Origin of the sequence: Arenibacter algicola, from assembly GCF_000733925.1 — a bacterium.
Classification (GTDB): domain Bacteria; phylum Bacteroidota; class Bacteroidia; order Flavobacteriales; family Flavobacteriaceae; genus Arenibacter; species Arenibacter algicola.
On the sequence record NZ_JPOO01000003.1, the window covers coordinates 3,120,144 to 3,138,650 of the forward strand.

The 18,507-nt window shown below is 40.4% G+C and carries 13 protein-coding genes; 8 read left to right on the top strand and 5 right to left on the bottom strand.

Translation table 11 applies throughout. The features are described from left to right. Window positions 1–541: 541 nt before the first annotated feature. Complete coding sequence (locus U735_RS0124010) at window positions 542–1,507, bottom strand: glycoside hydrolase family protein (RefSeq protein WP_034248727.1); 966 nt, start codon at window positions 1,505–1,507, stop codon at window positions 542–544. Between the two features lie 421 nt (window positions 1,508–1,928). Between U735_RS0124010 and U735_RS0124015 the strand changes: the two genes are divergently transcribed. The 6 genes from U735_RS0124015 to U735_RS0124045 all read left to right on the top strand — a co-directional run bounded on the left by U735_RS0124015 (window position 1,929) and on the right by U735_RS0124045 (window position 8,696). Further along, entirely contained in the window at window positions 1,929–2,711 is a 783-nt protein-coding gene (locus U735_RS0124015) for a glycoside hydrolase family 16 protein (RefSeq protein WP_031446254.1), read from the top strand. Between the two features lie 78 nt (window positions 2,712–2,789). Then, on the top strand, window positions 2,790–3,236 hold the full coding sequence (locus tag U735_RS0124020; RefSeq protein WP_031446255.1) for a GNAT family N-acetyltransferase: 447 nt from the start codon (window positions 2,790–2,792) through the stop codon (window positions 3,234–3,236). 429 nt (window positions 3,237–3,665) lie between these two features. Next, entirely contained in the window at window positions 3,666–5,132 is a 1,467-nt protein-coding gene (locus tag U735_RS0124025; RefSeq protein WP_031446256.1) for a Gfo/Idh/MocA family protein, read from the top strand. A 159-nt stretch (window positions 5,133–5,291) separates the two neighbouring features. After that, the gene (locus tag U735_RS0124030) at window positions 5,292–5,753 is read left to right on the top strand and encodes an FKBP-type peptidyl-prolyl cis-trans isomerase (protein ID WP_031446257.1); all 462 of its coding nucleotides are present in this window, start codon (window positions 5,292–5,294) and stop codon (window positions 5,751–5,753) included. Window positions 5,754–6,411: 658 nt separating this feature from the next. Next, the gene (locus U735_RS0124040) at window positions 6,412–6,906 is read left to right on the top strand and encodes a GyrI-like domain-containing protein (protein WP_031446259.1); all 495 of its coding nucleotides are present in this window, start codon (window positions 6,412–6,414) and stop codon (window positions 6,904–6,906) included. Between the two features lie 2 nt (window positions 6,907–6,908). Next, the gene (locus tag U735_RS0124045; RefSeq protein ID WP_031446260.1) at window positions 6,909–8,696 is read left to right on the top strand and encodes an SGNH/GDSL hydrolase family protein; all 1,788 of its coding nucleotides are present in this window, start codon (window positions 6,909–6,911) and stop codon (window positions 8,694–8,696) included. Between the two features lie 179 nt (window positions 8,697–8,875). Here the strand turns inward: U735_RS0124045 and U735_RS0124050 are convergent, their stop codons facing one another. From U735_RS0124050 to U735_RS0124060, 3 genes are all read right to left on the bottom strand, one after another. Beyond that, the gene (locus tag U735_RS0124050) at window positions 8,876–9,718 is read right to left on the bottom strand and encodes an N-acetylmuramoyl-L-alanine amidase-like domain-containing protein (RefSeq protein WP_031446261.1); all 843 of its coding nucleotides are present in this window, start codon (window positions 9,716–9,718) and stop codon (window positions 8,876–8,878) included. A 310-nt stretch (window positions 9,719–10,028) separates the two neighbouring features. Beyond that, entirely contained in the window at window positions 10,029–13,562 is a 3,534-nt protein-coding gene (locus U735_RS0124055; protein WP_031446262.1) for a TraB/GumN family protein, read from the bottom strand. A gap of 123 nt (window positions 13,563–13,685) precedes the next feature. Further along, window positions 13,686–14,759 (bottom strand): mechanosensitive ion channel family protein, encoded by a 1,074-nt coding sequence (locus tag U735_RS0124060; RefSeq protein WP_031446263.1) that lies wholly within the window; start codon window positions 14,757–14,759, stop codon window positions 13,686–13,688. A gap of 320 nt (window positions 14,760–15,079) precedes the next feature. Here U735_RS0124060 and hemH point away from each other — a divergent pair, with 320 nt between their 5' ends. Further along, complete coding sequence (gene hemH / locus U735_RS0124065; protein ID WP_031446264.1) at window positions 15,080–16,111, top strand: ferrochelatase; 1,032 nt, start codon at window positions 15,080–15,082, stop codon at window positions 16,109–16,111. Continuing rightward, complete coding sequence (locus tag U735_RS0124070; protein WP_031446265.1) at window positions 16,111–17,499, top strand: MATE family efflux transporter; 1,389 nt, start codon at window positions 16,111–16,113, stop codon at window positions 17,497–17,499. Before hemH ends, U735_RS0124070 begins: the two co-directional genes overlap by 1 nt. 84 nt (window positions 17,500–17,583) lie before the next feature. Here U735_RS0124070 and U735_RS0124075 read toward each other — a convergent pair whose 3' ends face one another. After that, complete coding sequence (locus U735_RS0124075; protein WP_031446266.1) at window positions 17,584–18,363, bottom strand: hypothetical protein; 780 nt, start codon at window positions 18,361–18,363, stop codon at window positions 17,584–17,586. Between the last annotated feature and the right edge of the window lie 144 nt (window positions 18,364–18,507).

The window sequence follows — 18,507 nt, forward strand, 5'->3', positions numbered from 1 at the left end:
GTGTCGGTAACGATCTCGCAGGACTTTTTTTGTTTAAATTTTACTCGATAATCGAGATTAAAACCTGCCTGCCGCCTTTAGGCAGGTGCTCCGACGCTGTAAGTTCAGGCAGGAGTCGAAATCTAAGGGTTCTTTCAATGCTTCATGGTTTGGCACGGGGTAGTTTACTGAGGCCTATCTAGAGGGTTGCTTAGTTTAGGAGTATGGTTGTAGGGCATTTGCCCAATATATCACTTAAGAATAGGAACTGCCCCTATATCATGCTTGGATTAATAAATAAAAGCACATAAATCACAATTATACAGGGCGTTGATTGCATCCCAAAATAGACCAGGTAGTCGGTTTGTTCCGTTTTTGGTCGACTAGGCGTTAAAATTTTGGTATTTCATAGATTTAGTTACGTTTTATATCGAACTAATATGGCTCATCCGGATGTCCAGGTACAACAAGAACCGACCAAGCAGTGGGATTTACAGTTTTGGACAAAACAGCATCAAGCATCTAAATATGGCAGTTAATCGCTAGGAGAAAGAAGCTTTACTCAGTTCTTTTCGGGGCTTTTGGGGAAATGTACCTCTACCTTGTCGTGCATGGTATACAGTCTAAACAGGTCCCCATCCGGCACCAGGATTCCGCTGGATCTATTTTCCTCCATTATTGGATTTTGTGGGTATTTTTTCCAATGTAACAAGTCCTTAGAGGCAGCAACATTGGTGGACCATAGGCTCCAATCTTCAAATGGGGTGCCATGGTAATAGGCGTAATACCATCCCTTGTATTTAATAATCTGGTTTACGGCCACCCCGTATTTATCGTACGCTTCGGGCCCCATGGTTATGACGGGTTCATCCTGGGCATTGGTCCATACTTTTAGATCTTTGGAGGTTGCGAGCCATATGCCCAAATCGTTGCGCTCATAGAACAAATACCATATGTTGTTTTCCCTCCAAACTGTAGGGGTGCCGTAAGGACCTTCACTCAAAGGAGAGCCATCGGCATTGCGTATGTCCAGGGAACCACGGTCTGTCCAATGAATACGATCTGTGGAGGTAAGTCTATGGGCTATATCGTTTTTGCCTTCGGCAAACATATGATAGGTGCCATCTACCTTTATGACCATCATGTCCTCGGTCCAACTCTCATTAAAAACAGGGTTATTGTTATAGCGTTTCCAAGCAATACCATCTAAAGAAGTGGCATAGCCAAGGGCAAGGGGCTCCTTTTCGTTATTAAGGCCGGTATACCACATATGGTAGGTGCCCTCCTCTTTAAGGATATACCCCCTTTCCCTAATTTTGTGATCCCAGGTATCCATACCTGTACCGGTAAAAACAGGATTTTCTGCAGGGGTTTGAAAATGTGTCAGTTCGAAGGGAAAAGGTACCGAGTCTTTGGGTGAAACAACGGTCAGTTGTTCTGTGTTTGCATTTTTCTTGGTTTTTTGGTGGTCTTTGCAAGACAAAAGAAAGACCATAAGGGATGTAAGTACTAGAAAACGTGCTGTCATAATCCGGTTATTTTGGTGGTGTGGGTTTACTGGGTTTTATTGGAACAAGTAAGATAGTAATTCCTTTTTATAAGCCGCTGATTCATGGTAAAAAAAGCCTATTCAAGTGCTATGGTGTGTGAGGGATAGCAGTGAAAAGCCCACAGGCTGCAGGCCGAGGACTTGAAGCGGATAGCCCGGCCCTTAGGGACACACCCAAACAAATCTCTTTATGGTTAATATTATAACAGTTTTTGATAGAATCTGCCAGATAATGTCGATTCAGCTGTATTATCTTGCTGTTGGTCCAAATCAACAATGATATGTTGAATAAGCTGAATTTTGACGTTGGGGATATTCTTTTCAATATACAAAGTGTTGAAAAGACATAAGACCCGAAGACCTTTTGTGCATAACCTTTGACGGTTACAAATCCATTAAAATGAAGTTAACCCCTGTATTTTTATTCCTGTTTGTTTTGGGATTTGCTTTTGCGCAACGCCCAGCACAGGGACCTATGTCCAAAAAGCGGTTTAATCCCGAAAAAATGGGCTATAAATTGGTATGGGAAGATAACTTTAGGGGCAAAACTTTGGATACTACAAAATGGACCGTAAGAGGAGTGGGGCCAAGGGCCATAGCTTATGTGTCCGAGGAAGCGGTAAAAGTGGAAAAAGGATATCTAAAATTATATGCCCTTAAAAAAGGAGACTCTCTCTTGGGCAGTGCCGTAGGTACCCAAGGTAAGTTTATGTCCAAATATGGCTATTACGAATGTAGGGCCAAATTACAAAAATCACAGGGGGTTTGGGCTGCATTTTGGTTACAATCCCCCCAGATAAGCCAAGGGGAGGATCCGTCCAAATATGGGGCTGAAATAGATGTAATGGAGTTTTTTAAAAAATTGGGGACCGATATAGTATCGCACAATGTGCATTGGGCCTATGGGCCCTATCAGCAATCTACCAAGGGAATGCAGAGTTACCGCAGAGGGGTAAGTTTGTGGTTTCATACTTTTGGATTGGAATGGTTTCCCGACAGATATATTTTTTATGTTGATGGGTATAAATATTATGAGGTTACGGTAGGAATCTCCAATATTGAGGAATATATGATCTTAAGCATGGAATACCCGGGAAAAAAGGAAGAGATATTAAAAACGATTTTCCCCGATGTATTTATGGTCGATTACGTTAAGGTTTACCAAAAAGAGGAGGGTTATTAATTGGGTATAAATAAGTTTATTTAAATTTGCAAGCTTTTGAAACTGAGGTTTTAGAAGGAATATTTTAAAAATGAAACCATGAAAATAGCCCTACTACAAGAATCTGACGTAAACCCTGATATGGAACAGCAACTGGCCGGATTGTTCCGCCAATTGAATGCGGATATAAAACAGATGAACCTGAAACAGGTGCTCGACCCTGAAAATCCTATTTGCCTAGTATATTGTAAGGAAGGTGATAAGGTATTGGGAATGGCTTTGATGTGCACTTATACCGTTATATCGGGGTTTAAGGGCTGGGTTGAGGATGTGGTTGTAGATGTGGAACACCGGGGTAAGGGTTTAGGCCGAAAATTAATGGAGAAATTGGTAGAATTGGGAAAGGAAAAAGGCCTTACCGAAATCCTTCTTTTTAGCGCGGATAAGCGAATAGAAGCCATTAATCTATATAAAAGTTTGGGTTTTAAAGAAAAGGAAAGTCGTATTTACGTGCTTAAAACCGAATCTTTGATTAAAAAGGGTTAAAACCTTAGGCGTTATACTATTGTCGGCAGCCTAGAAATTTACAGCCACAGATAATATTTGATCCGCTTAAAATCCATTGTATATTTCCAATATACCCTAATATTGAAGGAGGACTTCCTCCTTTATTAAGCAAAATAGTATCTGGCATTATATTTTATGGAGTAATACGGCCGGACAGGAGAGCTGTTTAGGGTTTTCTCCTCATTTCTTCACCTTGCCTGTGCACCGGTGCCAAGGTTTTTTCCTAGGGTTAAAATTATAGCAGTTTTTGAGAGAATCTCAGACAGAATGTCCGTGAATATGTTTTATCTTGCTGTTTCCCAAGGAGATTCTTATAAATGTTTAGAACAATTTGGAATGTTTGGGAGAATGATGCAATTTTCTTGCATAGGATTAGATCAATAATGTAAACTGTAATAATCAACAATTATGAAGAAAAAAAAATCAAATAAGTCTGTGGATTCACGCAGATCATTTATTAAAAAAGGTGCATTGGCCTCCTCCATCTTTTTTGTGCCCAGGCATGTATTGGGGGGTGTAGGGTACACTGCTCCCAGTGACCGATTGAATATTGCGGCCATAGGTGCTGGGGGAAAAGGTGCCAGTGATATTCGTAATGCGTCCGTAGGAGGTAGGGAAAAAGTAGTTGCCCTGTGCGATGTGGATTTCTCCGGGTCGGCAAAAAAATCAGTTGAACTCTTCCCCAAAGCAAAACTATATGCGGATTTTAGGGAGATGTTGGATAAGGAGAAAGGGATCGATGCCGTGACCATATCCACTCCAGACCATGTACACGGACCTGCAGCTAAATATGCCATGGAGCGTGGGATAAATGTATATGTACAAAAACCAATGACCCACAATATACGGGAGGCAAGAATGCTGACCGAGATGGCCAGAAGCAATAAAATAGTGACCCAAATGGGGAACCAAGGAGGTTCCAATCCCTTATTGGGAATGGTTCAAAAATGGGTAGATTCCGGGGAACTGGGTAAGATATCAAAAGTGCAGGTGTGGACCAACAGACCTGTTTGGCCACAAGGAGGCGCATTCCCTAAACCGGATCCAAGCGCAAAACCTAAGGACCTTGATTGGGACCTATGGTTGGGGCCATCGGAATTTAGGCCTTACACCCCCAATTTACATCCCTTTGGATGGAGAGGTTGGTGGGAGTATGGTACCGGGGCCCTAGGAGATGTAGGATGCCATTTGATAGATATTCCTTTCAGGACCTTGGGGCTTAAATATCCAACAGATGCGGAATGTAGTGTGGGGGCGGTATATACCAATATGTGGAATGCGGATTATCATCCAGAAGGATGCCCTGCTTCCTCCTTTATAACCTTACATTTTGGGGCAACGGAAAAGAGTCAATCACCAATAGAGATGACCTGGAGCGATGGTGGCATTAGGCCGGCCCATCCGGAAATTATCCCAGCCGATCACGAAATTGGGGGTAATGGAAGTCAGAATGGGGTATTGATCATTGGGGAAAAGGGAATTATTTCTACCAATATCAACGATAGTTCCCCTTTAATGCCAAAGTTATATATGAACGATGGATCTACGGATTTTGGTCCTGAAGTGGAACCCAATGATGAACCGGAATACGGACATCAACGCTTATGGATAGATGCTTGTAAGGCTGGGTTTGGCAGTAAGGAACATCTTGGTTTAACCTCTTCTTTTGATTATGCAGGACCTATGACGGAAACCGTTCTTATGGGGAACTTGGCCATTCGCAGTTATTTGTTGCAAAGGGAGAACGAGAAGGGCAAGATGGAGTTCTTTGCCCGTAAGAAACTGCTTTGGGACGGGGAGAATATGCGGATTACCAATCTCGAGGAAGCAAATCAGTTTGTAACCAGAAATTATAGACCTGGCTTTGTAGTTTAAAGTAGTAGAGTAGGCAACTCAACACCCTTAAGGCTTTAAAAAAGGTTTTAAGGGTGTTCTGTTTTTAATAATTAACTAAAATTTATAAGCTCCATAAGGAATATGGGCATAGGGGTCTTTGCGTATTTTCCTATATTTGGCCCTTAAAAAAGAATAACTATGAAGAATACACTTTTTGCTTTGGCCCTACTGCTTTTTATTTCCTGTGATAACGAAAAGAAAACAGAGGAGGACATTGATTATGCTGCTAAGAACGAGGCGGATATCCAGGCATATGTTGAGGAGAACAATTTAACTGCTGTACGAAGTAATTCAGGTCTTTATTATGTAATCGAAGAAGAAGGTACCGGGACACAGGCGGTGGCCAATTCCAATGTAACCGTGGCCTATAAAGGGTATTTTCTTAATGGAGCTGTCTTCGATCAAAGTGATGCAGAGGGAATTACCATTGGTTTAAACCAGGTTATAGCAGGTTGGACAGAAGGGATTGCTTATTTTAAGGAAGGTGGTAGCGGAATACTTTTGGTGCCTGCCCATTTGGGATATGGTAGCAGGGATTATAATGGAATCCCTGGGGGTTCCGTACTTGTTTTCGAGGTCAGTCTTATTTCGGTAAATTAAAAAAAACACCTTATTTTTTACTTGTTTTTTGGCTTTTATCCAATGTAAGAACAAACTTAAGAACCAACCGTTAGGTTGGTTTTTTCTTTTTGTCGATTTTGAAATTTTCATATAAAGGTAGATTTAGGGTATAATTTGCCGACGTAATACCGAACTTGGCGCTAAGGGCTGCAAAATTCAATATTATACCGACCAATTGGTTTGCAATTGAGGCCAAAAGGGACTTTTGTCTTTGGAATATAGATATCATTTGTTATGTCCCCTTGAAGGTATTTTTACTCGATAATCGAGATTAAAACCTGGCTATCGCAGACAGGTGCTCCGACGCATGCCTGCCCGTTCCATTCAGGCGGGCGTCGAAATCTAAAATAAGGGTCCTTTAAATGTTTGGCGGGCCTGCCTATCGGCCTGCCTTTGTCGGTAGACAGGCCTGCCCCGAGGTAGGTCACTTTAGGTTGTTCTGGGATAAATTGAAGTAGGTAGGTTGGAATAATTTCTATCTCCGTGGCGGAAACGACTTTTGAAAGTCCAATTCTTTTAAATCAAGTGCTTATATTTAGTTTTTGATTCATGACTTAAAGTCTGATCAAAATAGTTTGGAAGGTATAAATAAGAAGAAATCGTAGAACAAGATTTTTATATTGGAATAATATATCTAATGGAAGCTCGAATAGCGGTAATATCCGAAAAAAAATTGATCGGAAACAGATTGGCAATGTCCTTAGCGGAGGATAGGACCAAAGAGCTTTGGCAAGGATTTATGCCCAGAAGAAAGGAAATCAGAAATCCTATTTCGGACGACCTGATGAGTATGCAAGTTTATGACAGTGCACTTAACTTTAATGAATTCAATATAGCTACCCAATTTGAGAAATGGGCAGTGGTAGAGGTGGAGGATAATACCAAAATACCTGAAGGAATGGAATCACATACCTTGACCGGAGGTTTGTATGCCGTTTTTGTCCATAGGGGATTGCCAAGTTCCTTTCCAATCACGATCCAGTATATTTTTGGAGAATGGTCGCCAAATTCGGACTATCAATTGGACCACGGGGAACATTTCGAGATTATGGGGAATAAATACAGGAATAACGACCCAAATTCAGAAGAAGAGGTCTTTATACCCATTAAAAGAAAAAATCAAGAAAAGTAGATATGGAAAACAAGTGGATTTTAAGCTTAGGGGCATTAATACTGCTATTTCAATTTTCAATTGCCCAAGAGGATGCTGATCTTATTTGGTGGAATCCAGCAGAATCCAATTCCTTGGTCCTTGAAGGCCAGGCTTGGCAAGGAGAGATAATCTCTACTTATCGGCGTTTGCCAAAACAGGCAGAGGGAGTTGTCCGTGAAGCGGTCTGGAACCTGTCCAAACATTCAGCTGGGCTTTCCCTTAGGTTTAGGAGTGATGCAAAATCGATTACGGTACGCTACAAGGTAAAAGGGAACCATGCCATGCCGCATATGCCGGCAACCGGAGTTAGCGGGGTGGATCTTTATGCCAAGACCAGTGATGGGGATTGGAGATGGTATAGAGGAAAATATTCTTTTGCCGATACCATTCAGTATAAATATTCCAACATCGATCCCAATGAGAAGTACCATGATAAGGGAAGGGAGTACCAGTTGTACTTGCCATTGTACAATGAGATGGAATGGCTGGAAATTGGGGTGCCGGAAGATGCGGTTATGGAACCTTTGCCCTTAAGGCAGGAGAAACCAATAGTGGTCTATGGAACTTCAATAGCTCATGGAGCCTGTGCTTCGCGCCCAGGAATGGCATGGACTTCTATTTTGGGGCGAGAATTGGATAGGCCACTTATTAATTTGGCATTTTCTGGAAATGGCAGAATGGAAGAAGAGGTAATCAATTTTATTGCGCAAATAGATGCTAAAATCTTTGTGCTGGATTGCTTACCGAATCTGGGTGCTACCAAGGATCGTTCGTTGGAGGAGGTGCGGCAGCTTATTATTTCCGGTGTGAAACAGATAAGGACAAAGCGTCCCTCAACGCCAATTTTGGTGGTGGAACACGACGGATATTCTGATGGGGCAGTGGATGTTGATCGTTACAAAACCTATACGGACTTAAATAGGATTGCCAAGGAGGCCTTTGCGCAATTACAGTCCGAAGGGTTGAGGGATATTCATTTGTTGACCAAGGAAGAATTGAATCTGTCCATGGAAAGTTTTGTGGATGGCACCCATCCTACGGATTTGGGAATGATGGAATATGCCGTGGCCTACGAAAAAGCCTTACGCGAGATATTGAAAGAGCCAATAGGAAGTATTTCCACGACTATTCCAGTAACCCAAGCTAGGGAGCCAGAAATGTACCTTTGGGAGGGACGTCATCAGGAATTGTTAGAAATGAATAGGGATAGTGCCCCAAAAATATGCTTTTTTGGAAATAGTATAACCCATTATTGGGGCGGTGAGCCAAAGGCAACTTTAAGCAATGGGGCCGATTCCTGGAAGGCCAATTTGGAGGAATTGCAGGTGCGCAATTTTGGGTTTGGCTGGGATAGGGTAGAAAATGTACTATGGCGCATATATCATGATGAATTGGATGGATTTGAAGCGGAGCAAATTGTGCTAATGATAGGTACCAATAACGAACATCTGAATACCGACGATGAGATATTGAAGGGACTGGAAATGGTAATCAATGCTATAAAGGAAAGACAGCCCAATGCTAGAGTGTTATTGTTGGGATTGTTTCCTAGGGTGGACAAGGAGGAACGTATGCGGAATTTAAATAATGGAATAGCTGCATTGGCAACTTCCAAAAATGTGGATTATGCAGATATCGGTAAAGTGTTATTGGGCAAGGACAATAAAATTGATGCGGGCCTTTTCTCGGATGGCTTGCATCCCAACGCCAAAGGTTATCGCAAGGTTGGCAAGATATTAAAACTAGCCCTTCAGGAAGGTAAAAACTAAAAGCCTTTAAAGTGATTTCACTCTACTCTTAGGGTGGGCCTGTTTTAGTAGTATGACTGTAGGAATAGGAATAGGAGCGCCAAGGGGTCTGTTGTTGCCTTTAGTCTATGAGATATTGTGTTTGAAGGCAATGTAATACGATTTATCAAATTTCAATTCAAGGTCAAAGGTTTACGGATTTATAATGGGCGTGCCACCATAATCCCCGTATTACTTTTTATACCTTTTAGGTAATCGGCCAAGGGTAGTTGAGAGACTTCTACCTTCATCGAGCCCGTAGAAGCATGTAGTAAATGTATTCTCCCATCAGCTTCCTTGGTAGCGATACCGGTATGGGTAATATCCAGTCCTTTTATGGAAGTGGTCAGGGCAATTATGTCTCCAGATTGGATCAAATGCTCCTGTCCTTCAATCTGGTCCTGGGGGAGAATGCAGATGGACAGTCTTTTTAGAAATTCCTCGGAGGATTTAATTTTATTATAGTTGTCCGTGTCTTTTAGAAATGGGTATAGATCACGATGCGTACTCATAAAATTGATGTCCTTACTACTTTCCAAACCGCCTATTTCCGATGTTATATCTTTTAAAAGACCTTTTTGCTCGTTGTTGGCAATCCATTCCGAGAAATAATGCAATCTTGAGGCATAACCATTGAGTTCACCGTCTTTATACCGAATGGATTCCAAATAGTGGGTATAGGAATCGAAATCCTTTTTATTGTTTTTCAACATAAGGCCAAAGGCAAATACATTTTCTACAAAGGTGGTACAGTCCAATCCTTGCAAATTAATGACCAAAGATTCCGTCTCCCCAATTTCCAAAGTTTTGGCCACATAGGGAGTTCCTATAAAGGTTTTTCCTATGGCTACCATGTTTGTTCCAATTTCTTGATTATCCAAATCCGAAATGGATATGATCTTGGAATGAAATGCTTCTTTGTCCTGAAGTGAACAAACGATATTTTGTGCAGATCCAAGGTGCACTAGGCATAGTAGCATTAGGTTAAAGACTATCTTTTTCATATAAAGTGTTAGTTTTATTATTGTTTAATAAATAGTTGTATATAAATGGATTAAAAAATTTTATTGTTATATATTATACTTTTCAGTATTAAAATTTTAGCAGCCTTCATCGTATCTGGCCCTTGTGTATTGAATTCTCTTTTTAGCGTGACTATATGGCGCTTTAAAATTCCTTTGCTGAAATTCTCAAAACATATCGCAGCCGGCAATCTCCTCAATGGGAACGCTTTTAAAAATATGCATTTTTCAAATTAATGGCTGCTGTCATGCTGCTTGTTGGCAAAATCTTTTTTGAATAATAGTCCTGTTTCTAATGGGAAAATCCTGTATACCCTGAAGGATTGTTCACAATGGCACGTTGCCTATCCTTTAAATTATACTCTTCGGTCGTTAATTTCAATACTTCTTCTTCGGTATTAATGTCAGCTATGCTAAAGCCTTTGTTGATATAATAGGGTTTGTACTGTAATTGATCGGTATTTTTAAATACTAACATGTACATTTTTAAATTGTTACTATAGTTGTCCTTATCTTTTACTTTAAAAAAGTAGCTATGATAATTTTTGGACGGATAAAACATTTTTTGGTCCAAGACGAATTCTATGGCATACTGTTCAGGGTTTAATTCCAGGGTATTGTAGAGAATGGATTCTGCTATAGCTTTTTGATTCCTATATCTGGAAGGGAAATAATCCAATTTTCCAATTTGCTGTAGCTTTTCAAAAAGTAGTAATCGGGTTTCGGCAGTTTCTGCCAGTGTATTTATTAAACTAGTTGGTATTTTATTGGGGCCAACAAAGGGGTTTTCTTCGTTTTTCAGGCGAAGGGCAATATAAGAGGCTTGAATTTGGGGGTCGTTTACGGTGGATAGGCGTTCAAAGAACATGGCAACCTCAGTTTCTTTGATATATGGGTATAACAACACCATATAGTTTTCCAATATGTCATAATTGTTATCAGGGTTGCCAGCTGGGAATTCCTCGTTCAACAAGTCCATGGTAAGGCCTAGTTGCCTCTTTAGTTGGATCTTGGCATCGTTGAGAATCTGGTTTTTATATTTTTTGTAGCTTTTTGGTTTTATCAATCCGCGGGCCTTAAGTTTTGCAAGCATAGAAAAAATTGGAGATTTATATTCTTCTATGGCACTGTAGTCCAATATTTCGGGAAATAATTTACGGGCAAGGGGAAGACTATCCAGATAGGGCTGGAATATATTTTGAATCTCCTGCTTACTGGAAACCAAGGGCAAATCGGTCGACATAAGTCGTAATAGGAGTTCTAAGGAACTTTCATTTTGGTTTTTGCTAATGGCCTGTAATATTTTCGTTTGTGCCTTGGAGTTGTTGTAAGACCTTGCGTAGTAGTATTCGAAGAAGCTGGTGGCATCGACGTCTGGCATTTCGGCCAATTTTTGGATTAAATAGGCCTGTAAATATTTCTGATTGTCCTTAAAGTTGAATTCTGAGATGTAATATTTCAGGGAATCGGCATGCTTTTTATTAAACTTTAAGAACGCGTAGCCATCATGTACTATACTGTCGTTCTGTTTAATAGCCTTGAAAAAATTGGCGGTATTATCGCTTAAGATGGAGGGGCCTACAAGGGTGTCCAAGGGTGTGAAATTGTTAAAGAATTCTGTGACGAATTTACTTGGGGGTTTAACGGTGTCAATTAATGCCTTTACCTCATACAGCAGCCCCCCTTTAACAATGTTCTTTATCAATATTCCTCTGGTACTTGCCGTATCGGTGAGGGTTAGATTTATTTCATGGTATTTTTCATTGTACCGTGGGCGTTCTTCCCTAATGATATTAAATGTATTTTGACGGTACAATTTTCTTCTTAGCAGCCAAACCGAATCTATACTTGGAAACATTAGAAAATCATGGGCCTTGTTTACGGTTACCAAGATGGCCTCATTATTTTTATTCTGATAAACGGTTTTCTTGGTGTAGGCGCTATATGGTTTTGGTTTCTTGTGGCGCTCATAGTAATTATTGCTGTTCTCCACAAATTTTGGTGGGTCAACGGGGCTGATGGTAGAAAAAAACATAGCAGTATCCCGTATTTTTTTGAACTCTTCGGTATAATTTGGTTCCCTGATCTTAAATGAATTGAAATAGTGCTGTGCCTCAGAACTGTCTTTGGTTATGTTGCCCAAGAGATAATAATTGTTTTCCCGAATAATGGTCTTTAAATAAAGCCTTTGTAGGCCGTTGGGACCAAACTGGGCAGAAGAGGTTAGGCTTTGGTCTGAGAGTGGACCATATTCCGGTAGCAATTTAAGATCCTGATAAAATCGGGATTGAATTTGTTTTAGTTCAAAGGAATCCTGTTCAATAAAATTAAAATCGTTCAGGGTTGCTTTTTTCAGAAAAAAATAGGAGGAGGTTTCTGGGTCCACCGCTTCAATAAAACGATTGCCTTTTCTTTTTCGATTGGTAAAATTGTACATGGAGGGCATTTTAACTTCAAAGTCATCGAATTCCGAAGAAAGTATCGTTTGTTCTTTTTTTAATGATCTGAAATTGATGCTATTAAAAATAGTGTCCGAATGTTTTACCACATAATCCCCTTGGCCGCTCATTTTAAAAATAAGTATTTCCAATGGGGTAATGTAGATATGATACCGCTGAAAATCTCCGTTTTTCAACTGATTTTTTATATCCAAACCAGGATATATCGCGTTTTCTATTTTCGTCTTTTCCAGGATCTTTCCGGGAATATTCTCGAACAGAAGTTTGTCCACATCATCCAAGGAGTAGGTGTAGTCTTTTTTTAAATGGTTAAAAGTGGGAATGCGATTCACCATAATATAACCGCCATTGGCCAAATCGGGCGAAATATAGGTGGTGTTGGTATATTCGGCTATTGGATATAGCTTGTTGGGCAAAAGAAGACTAAAAAGTCCATCATCAGGAGTCCTGGTACTATATTCATTAATGAGGGTTTTGGCTTCCAAAGAATCTTTTAAGGCCCTTCCTTTATTGGAAAATCGGGAGGTTAGTGGTTGAACCTCGTATCCCATATTTCTAAGGAGTTGTATAACTCCCTTTTTCCCTGGAAGGTGGGCAGCCCCAATCCCGGCAAATACTTTTGCCGTATGCATTAGGGAATCCAACCGTCCTGCCATATTTATGTTACGGGCATAGAGCATATTCTGCAAATAATACTCGGTATACATGGCCTGGTCAAGGGAATCGATAAGATTGATATTGCGTTCCCTATAGGCGTCCTGCAAAAGCGACATTACATCTTGGGTCTGCATCTTTTTTTGAAGCCATTCGTCCGGTTTTGGTTTCATGGCATTCATATTGGCCCTGCCGACCAAGGCTCTGGATTCCTCCAAATCCTCCAAGGCCTTAATAGGCTTGGAATACTTTTTTCCGGCTTGATAAATGAACATGTCCAGATAGGTTTCTTCCTCAAAGTTTTGGGAACTTTCATTGGTTCTGTACAGGATATTGTTCACTAGACGATCATCCAAGGCAAGATAGGAGGAGACTATCTCCCTGCTTGGGTTTTTAATGGTAAAGGGGTATATATAAAAACCTTTGGTTACAAATCCGGTACCATAGCCTATGCCGCTACTTCTCATTTTTCCATAATCCTCCAACCAGGTATCCGGGTCCGATTCCAAGGCCACAACTTCACTTTTATCCAAAGCTTCGTAAAAAACGTCGTCCAACCTAAAGGCAATTTTTTGACTTACATGCATGGTTCCGTACAAATAGGATGATTCCTTTAGATTATTCCCGGATATTTCCCAGAGTAGACTATTGTCTTCCTGGGCAAAAATTCCCTGGGAAATCAATAGAAAAAGAAAACCTAAATAAATGCGCATACCAGAATCCAAATTTTAGTTAAAAATGCTTCAAAAATCATTAGGAATAAAAGCCTAGCACATAATTAACGTTTTATTTGTATTGAAGCACCATATTTCATGCCATACTTAATGCAATGTCGCTTATTTTTGAAAAGGTTTGGTAGGAAGTTGGTCCTTAAGGTATAAACGCGTATGCGGCAGGCTTTCCGGAAAGTTTTTTTGTAAATAACCAATTAGTTTTTCCCTTACCAAAACCCTAAGGTCCCAGGCCGTAGGTGAATCAACGGCGCTCATTAGTGCCCTTATCTCCACGCTTTGGGCCTTAGCATCCGTTACTTGGAGCACATTTACCTTGCCGTCCCAAAGATCAGTGGAGTTCAATATTCTTGTGAGTTCCTCCCTTAGTTTATCGAAGGGAACATGATAATCTGTGTGAATAAAAACGGTTCCCATTATATCTGCAGATGTTTTGGTCCAATTCTGAAAGGGTTTTTCTATAAAGTAGGTGGTGGGTACTATAAGTCGCCTTTTATCCCAGATATTGATTACCACATAAGTCAAGGTAATCTCCTCTATTCGGCCCCACTCGCCTTCCACAATTACTACGTCATCAAACTTGATGGGTTGGGTAAAGGCAATCTGTATACCGGCCAGTATACTTCCAATTAGTTTTTGTGCAGAGAAACCTATGATAATACCTGCTACCCCAGCCGACGCAAAAAGACTTACCCCAATTTCACGGATACTTTCAAAACTCATTAAGGCCGCTCCTAAGGCCAATACTATCACCACAACAATAAAGATTCGCTCAAGAATATTGAATTGGGTATAAATTTTTCGAGCTTTTAAATTATCGGAGGTTCCTACGTCATAATTTTTGATAATCAAATTTTTGGAAACTTTTAAAGCCACTAAAATCAACCAGGTTATGGAAAATATGATCAGGAGGGTACTGGTCTTTCTTATAACAAAACTATAATCGTTTAGATACAATAAGGTGTGTAGTGATTTTGAGCGAAGTAAAAATGACAGGAACAATATAAAAAGTGGCATACTCACCCTTTTCATGGCATCCTTGGGAATTAGATATTTTGGGTTACTTCCCAATTTGCGTAAGATAAAATAGGTACTGATATAAAGAATGGCCAGAAGGACAAAAGTGCCCGTAGCGTAAAGGAGGGTCTGGTTGTCTATGTTTTTAAATATTTGCTCCATCTAGGTCTGGCTTATGTTAATAATGACTTTAACTTACTAAAATCTATTCAATATAAAAATTTCGGGCCAGTATATTGCTTAGATTAACTTTCAACAGCCTTTAAAGTGACTGTTAAAAGGCTAGGAGGGGGCCGGCCCATGAACAAAATGGAGGCATTGGAAATAAAATACTAACTGGTATTTAAATTGACATTTTATGTCCATGCCCAATAAATTGTTCCTGTCTATGCCGGTATAGATAAACTATTTATAGGTTTTAAATTATAGTTGCTCCGCAAGTGTTATTTTTGCTGAACAAGTAAATTGATAAAAAAGGAAGAATGAAAGGAGTTTTGTTGGTAAACCTAGGTTCCCCGGATAGTCCCACACCTAAGGATGTTAAGCCCTATTTGGACGAGTTTTTAATGGACGAAAGAGTTATAGATGTCCCCAATTGGTTGAGGAATATTATAGTGCGGGGCATTATTCTGCAAACTAGGCCTAAAAAATCGGCCGAGGCCTATCAAAAGATTTGGTGGGAAGAGGGATCTCCCTTAATAGTAATCTCCGAACGATTTGCCGACAAGGTAAAAGAGCAAAGTGAAATTCCGGTGGCCCTGGGAATGCGTTATGGCAGTATGACGATAAAGAATGCCTTGGGGGAGCTGTCCGAAAAAGGGGTAGACGAGGTGCTTTTGGTTCCATTGTATCCACATTACGCCATGTCTTCCTATGAAACCGTGGTGGTAAAGACCATGGAGGTCAAGGATGAGTTTTTTCCCAAGATAAAAATTACAACCCTTCCAGCGTTTTACAATAACAAGGATTATATTGAAGTACTTTCAGAAAGTATTGCAGCGGGGCTAAAAGGTTTTGAATATGATCATATTTTATTTTCATATCACGGTATTCCCGAAAGGCATATTAGAAAGTCCGACCCCACAAAATTTCATTGCAAGATAGATGAAAGTTGCTGTAAGACCAATTCGGTGGCGCATCATACCTGCTATCGTCATCAGTGTTATGAGATGACCGAGAAAGTAAAGGAATATCTTGGACTTTCCAATGATAAAGTTAGTCTTTCCTTTCAGTCCCGATTGCCGAACGATCCTTGGTTGAAGCCCTATACCGACTTTGAATTTGAGCGTTTTGGGAAAGAGGGTATTAAGCGTTTGGCGGTAATTACCCCGGCCTTTGTTGCGGATTGTTTGGAAACCTTGGAAGAGATTGCCATGGAAGGCAAACATCAGTTCCAGGAAGCTGGAGGGGAAGATTATAAGCATATTCCCTGTCTTAACGATAACGAGGAATGGGTAAATTTAATGGTAAAGTGGATCGGGGATTGGCAGACTAAGGAAACCCTTCCTGTGTAATGGCCAAGGTTTCCTCAGAACAGTTGGGTAGAGAACCTATAGGGAAATTGCTGGTAAAACAGGCGGTACCGGCTTCAATAGGTATTTTGGTCATGTCACTTAACGTTCTGGTCGATTCTATTTTCGTGGGTAACTGGATCGGTTCCATAGCCATTGCTGCCATCAATGTAGTACTTCCGGTTTCCTTTTTTATAGCGGCCCTTGGCATGGCCATTGGTATTGGAGGTTCCAGTATTATTTCACGTGCCTTGGGTGAAAACAATAAGGAAAAGGCCTTAAAGACATTTGGAAATCAAATTAGCCTGACACTTCTGGTTACCATTGTTATGGTGATTTTGGGGCTATATTATGTAAATAGCCTTATTCCGGCCTTTGGTGGCAAAGGGGATATTTTTGGACCTGCAAAGATATATTATATCATTGTGCTTTACGGGGTTCCATTTTTGGCCCTATGCATGATGGGGAATACCGTGATTAGGGCGGAAGGTAAGCCTAGATTTGCCATGAATGCCATGATAATTCCCTCGGTGGGGAACTTATTGATGGATTATATCTTTATCTATGTTTTTGACTGGGGAATGGAAGGGGCAGCTTGGGCCACCACCATTGGGTATTTTCTTTGTTTTGCCTATATCCTGTATTTTTTTCTTTCGAAAAATTCCGAACTTAAATTGAATTGGTCCCATTTTGGATTCGATCGTCCAATCTTAAAGGAAATTGGGGCTTTGGGATTCGTAACCTTGTCCAGGCAGGCTGTAATAAGTTTAATTTATCTGCTGATGAACAATATCCTGTTTGGACTGGGAGGAGAGGCCATGATTGCTGTCTATGCCATTATTGCACGGATGCTAATGTTTGCACTGTTTCCTGTTTTTGGGGTCACACAAGGCTTCCTGCCTATTGCAGGATTTAATTACGGAGCCAAAAAATACCAAAGGGTACGGGAATCGATCAATACAGCTATACTTTATGCTGCTGGCCTGGCCTTTGTAGTGTTTGTAGGGCTTATGATTTTTCCTGCTGAGATTGCCGCCTTGTTTTTAAGTAACCAGCCAGACATGTCGGCCTCAGAACTGGCCATGAATTCATATGTTTTGGAACACACCCCCTCGGCCATGCGCTGGGTTTTTGCGGCAACGCCCATTATAGCCGTTCAATTGATTGGTGCAGCTTATTTTCAGGCCATTGGGAAAGCAGTACCTGCGCTATTGTTGACCTTGAGTCGACAAGGCTTCTTTTTTATACCGCTCATTTTAATTTTACCAAATTACTTGGGAGAACTAGGAGTATGGATATCTTTTCCAATAGCTGATGTCTTGGCAACTTTTGTAACGGGCTATTTTTTGAGGAAAGAGGTGAGAGCAACCTTGGTGGAAAAGCATGAGTAATACAGGCTGTAAGAAATCTGCATTCTTAAGTTCAAGAAGCTGTTCTTTCAACAGAAATCAATATAATATCCGTTTTTAATTAATTCAAAGTTTAAAAAAGGGATTGGATTTCCTATTGCTATATCCATGGACAAGTATTACGGATAGAAGAATAGCACTACACGCCAATGCCGTATATGCTAGGATTTCCATACTGCCCTGATGCCTAATATAAATTGCGAACAGTGCCCAGACACCAACAGCGGCAAATTCGCGCATACTTCTTTTATAAATGATGACCAGATTTATCAAAGTGGCAACCAGCATTAAGACAATGGTCCATTGCACTTCTGTAAGAAACCCGCCATTCCATCCTATTTTGGTGAGATAAAGGGCAATGTTGGCTATCGTGGCAACGGTAATCCAACCGCTGTAAAGACATATGGGCCACCAGGAAAAGGCAATTATTTCTTTGGGGGCATCCCATCGTTCCATATTGGTATTGATAATAATTTTAATCAATGAAAATAGGATGCCCGCCATAATAATAACGGTTAAGCCCATATATTCATAGGCAAAGGTAATCACCCACAGCCCATTCAAGATATTGGCAAGGGCAAACCAATATCCGGTCTGTTCAATGTATGCAAGATCTTTCTTATCAAAAACAACAACTTTAATTTGATATAGCGGATAAGCCAACAAACCTAAAAAAATAAGGCCCCAAATGGCAAATGCATAGCTGGCAGGTGTAAAAAGATTGGTGTACCGTTGACTTAATTCCCCTATAGTGGTATCATTAATGCGGATGGCCTGCGAAATATAATTTACGGCAATGACCAAAATCACCGAGAGCAGGTTTAAAATGGATAACTTTTTTTGCATTTACCCAAATTACGCAACTTTTGCAGGGAAAGAAGTCTTAATGCTCAAAAAATTAATCTTAATTTGATTACAGGACAGGTTGTATTTGTTTAACGTAATGCAATTTTGAGAAAACGAATGAAATTGGGGTATTTGTTATTCGGC

Excerpts from the sequence above, each read along its gene's own strand:
- U735_RS0124010 (WP_034248727.1), bottom strand. The coding sequence starts at position 1,507 with ATGACAGCACGTTTTCTAGTACTTACATCCCTTATGGTCTTTCTTTTG.
- U735_RS0124015 (WP_031446254.1), top strand. The coding sequence starts at position 1,929 with ATGAAGTTAACCCCTGTATTTTTATTCCTGTTTGTTTTGGGATTTGCT.
- U735_RS0124020 (WP_031446255.1), top strand. The coding sequence starts at position 2,790 with ATGAAAATAGCCCTACTACAAGAATCTGACGTAAACCCTGATATGGAA.
- U735_RS0124025 (WP_031446256.1), top strand. The coding sequence starts at position 3,666 with ATGAAGAAAAAAAAATCAAATAAGTCTGTGGATTCACGCAGATCATTT.
- U735_RS0124030 (WP_031446257.1), top strand. The coding sequence starts at position 5,292 with ATGAAGAATACACTTTTTGCTTTGGCCCTACTGCTTTTTATTTCCTGT.
- U735_RS0124040 (WP_031446259.1), top strand. The coding sequence starts at position 6,412 with ATGGAAGCTCGAATAGCGGTAATATCCGAAAAAAAATTGATCGGAAAC.
- U735_RS0124045 (WP_031446260.1), top strand. The coding sequence starts at position 6,909 with ATGGAAAACAAGTGGATTTTAAGCTTAGGGGCATTAATACTGCTATTT.
- U735_RS0124050 (WP_031446261.1), bottom strand. The coding sequence starts at position 9,718 with ATGAAAAAGATAGTCTTTAACCTAATGCTACTATGCCTAGTGCACCTT.
- U735_RS0124055 (WP_031446262.1), bottom strand. The coding sequence starts at position 13,562 with ATGCGCATTTATTTAGGTTTTCTTTTTCTATTGATTTCCCAGGGAATT.
- U735_RS0124060 (WP_031446263.1), bottom strand. The coding sequence starts at position 14,759 with ATGGAGCAAATATTTAAAAACATAGACAACCAGACCCTCCTTTACGCT.
- hemH (WP_031446264.1), top strand. The coding sequence starts at position 15,080 with ATGAAAGGAGTTTTGTTGGTAAACCTAGGTTCCCCGGATAGTCCCACA.
- U735_RS0124070 (WP_031446265.1), top strand. The coding sequence starts at position 16,111 with ATGGCCAAGGTTTCCTCAGAACAGTTGGGTAGAGAACCTATAGGGAAA.
- U735_RS0124075 (WP_031446266.1), bottom strand. The coding sequence starts at position 18,363 with ATGCAAAAAAAGTTATCCATTTTAAACCTGCTCTCGGTGATTTTGGTC.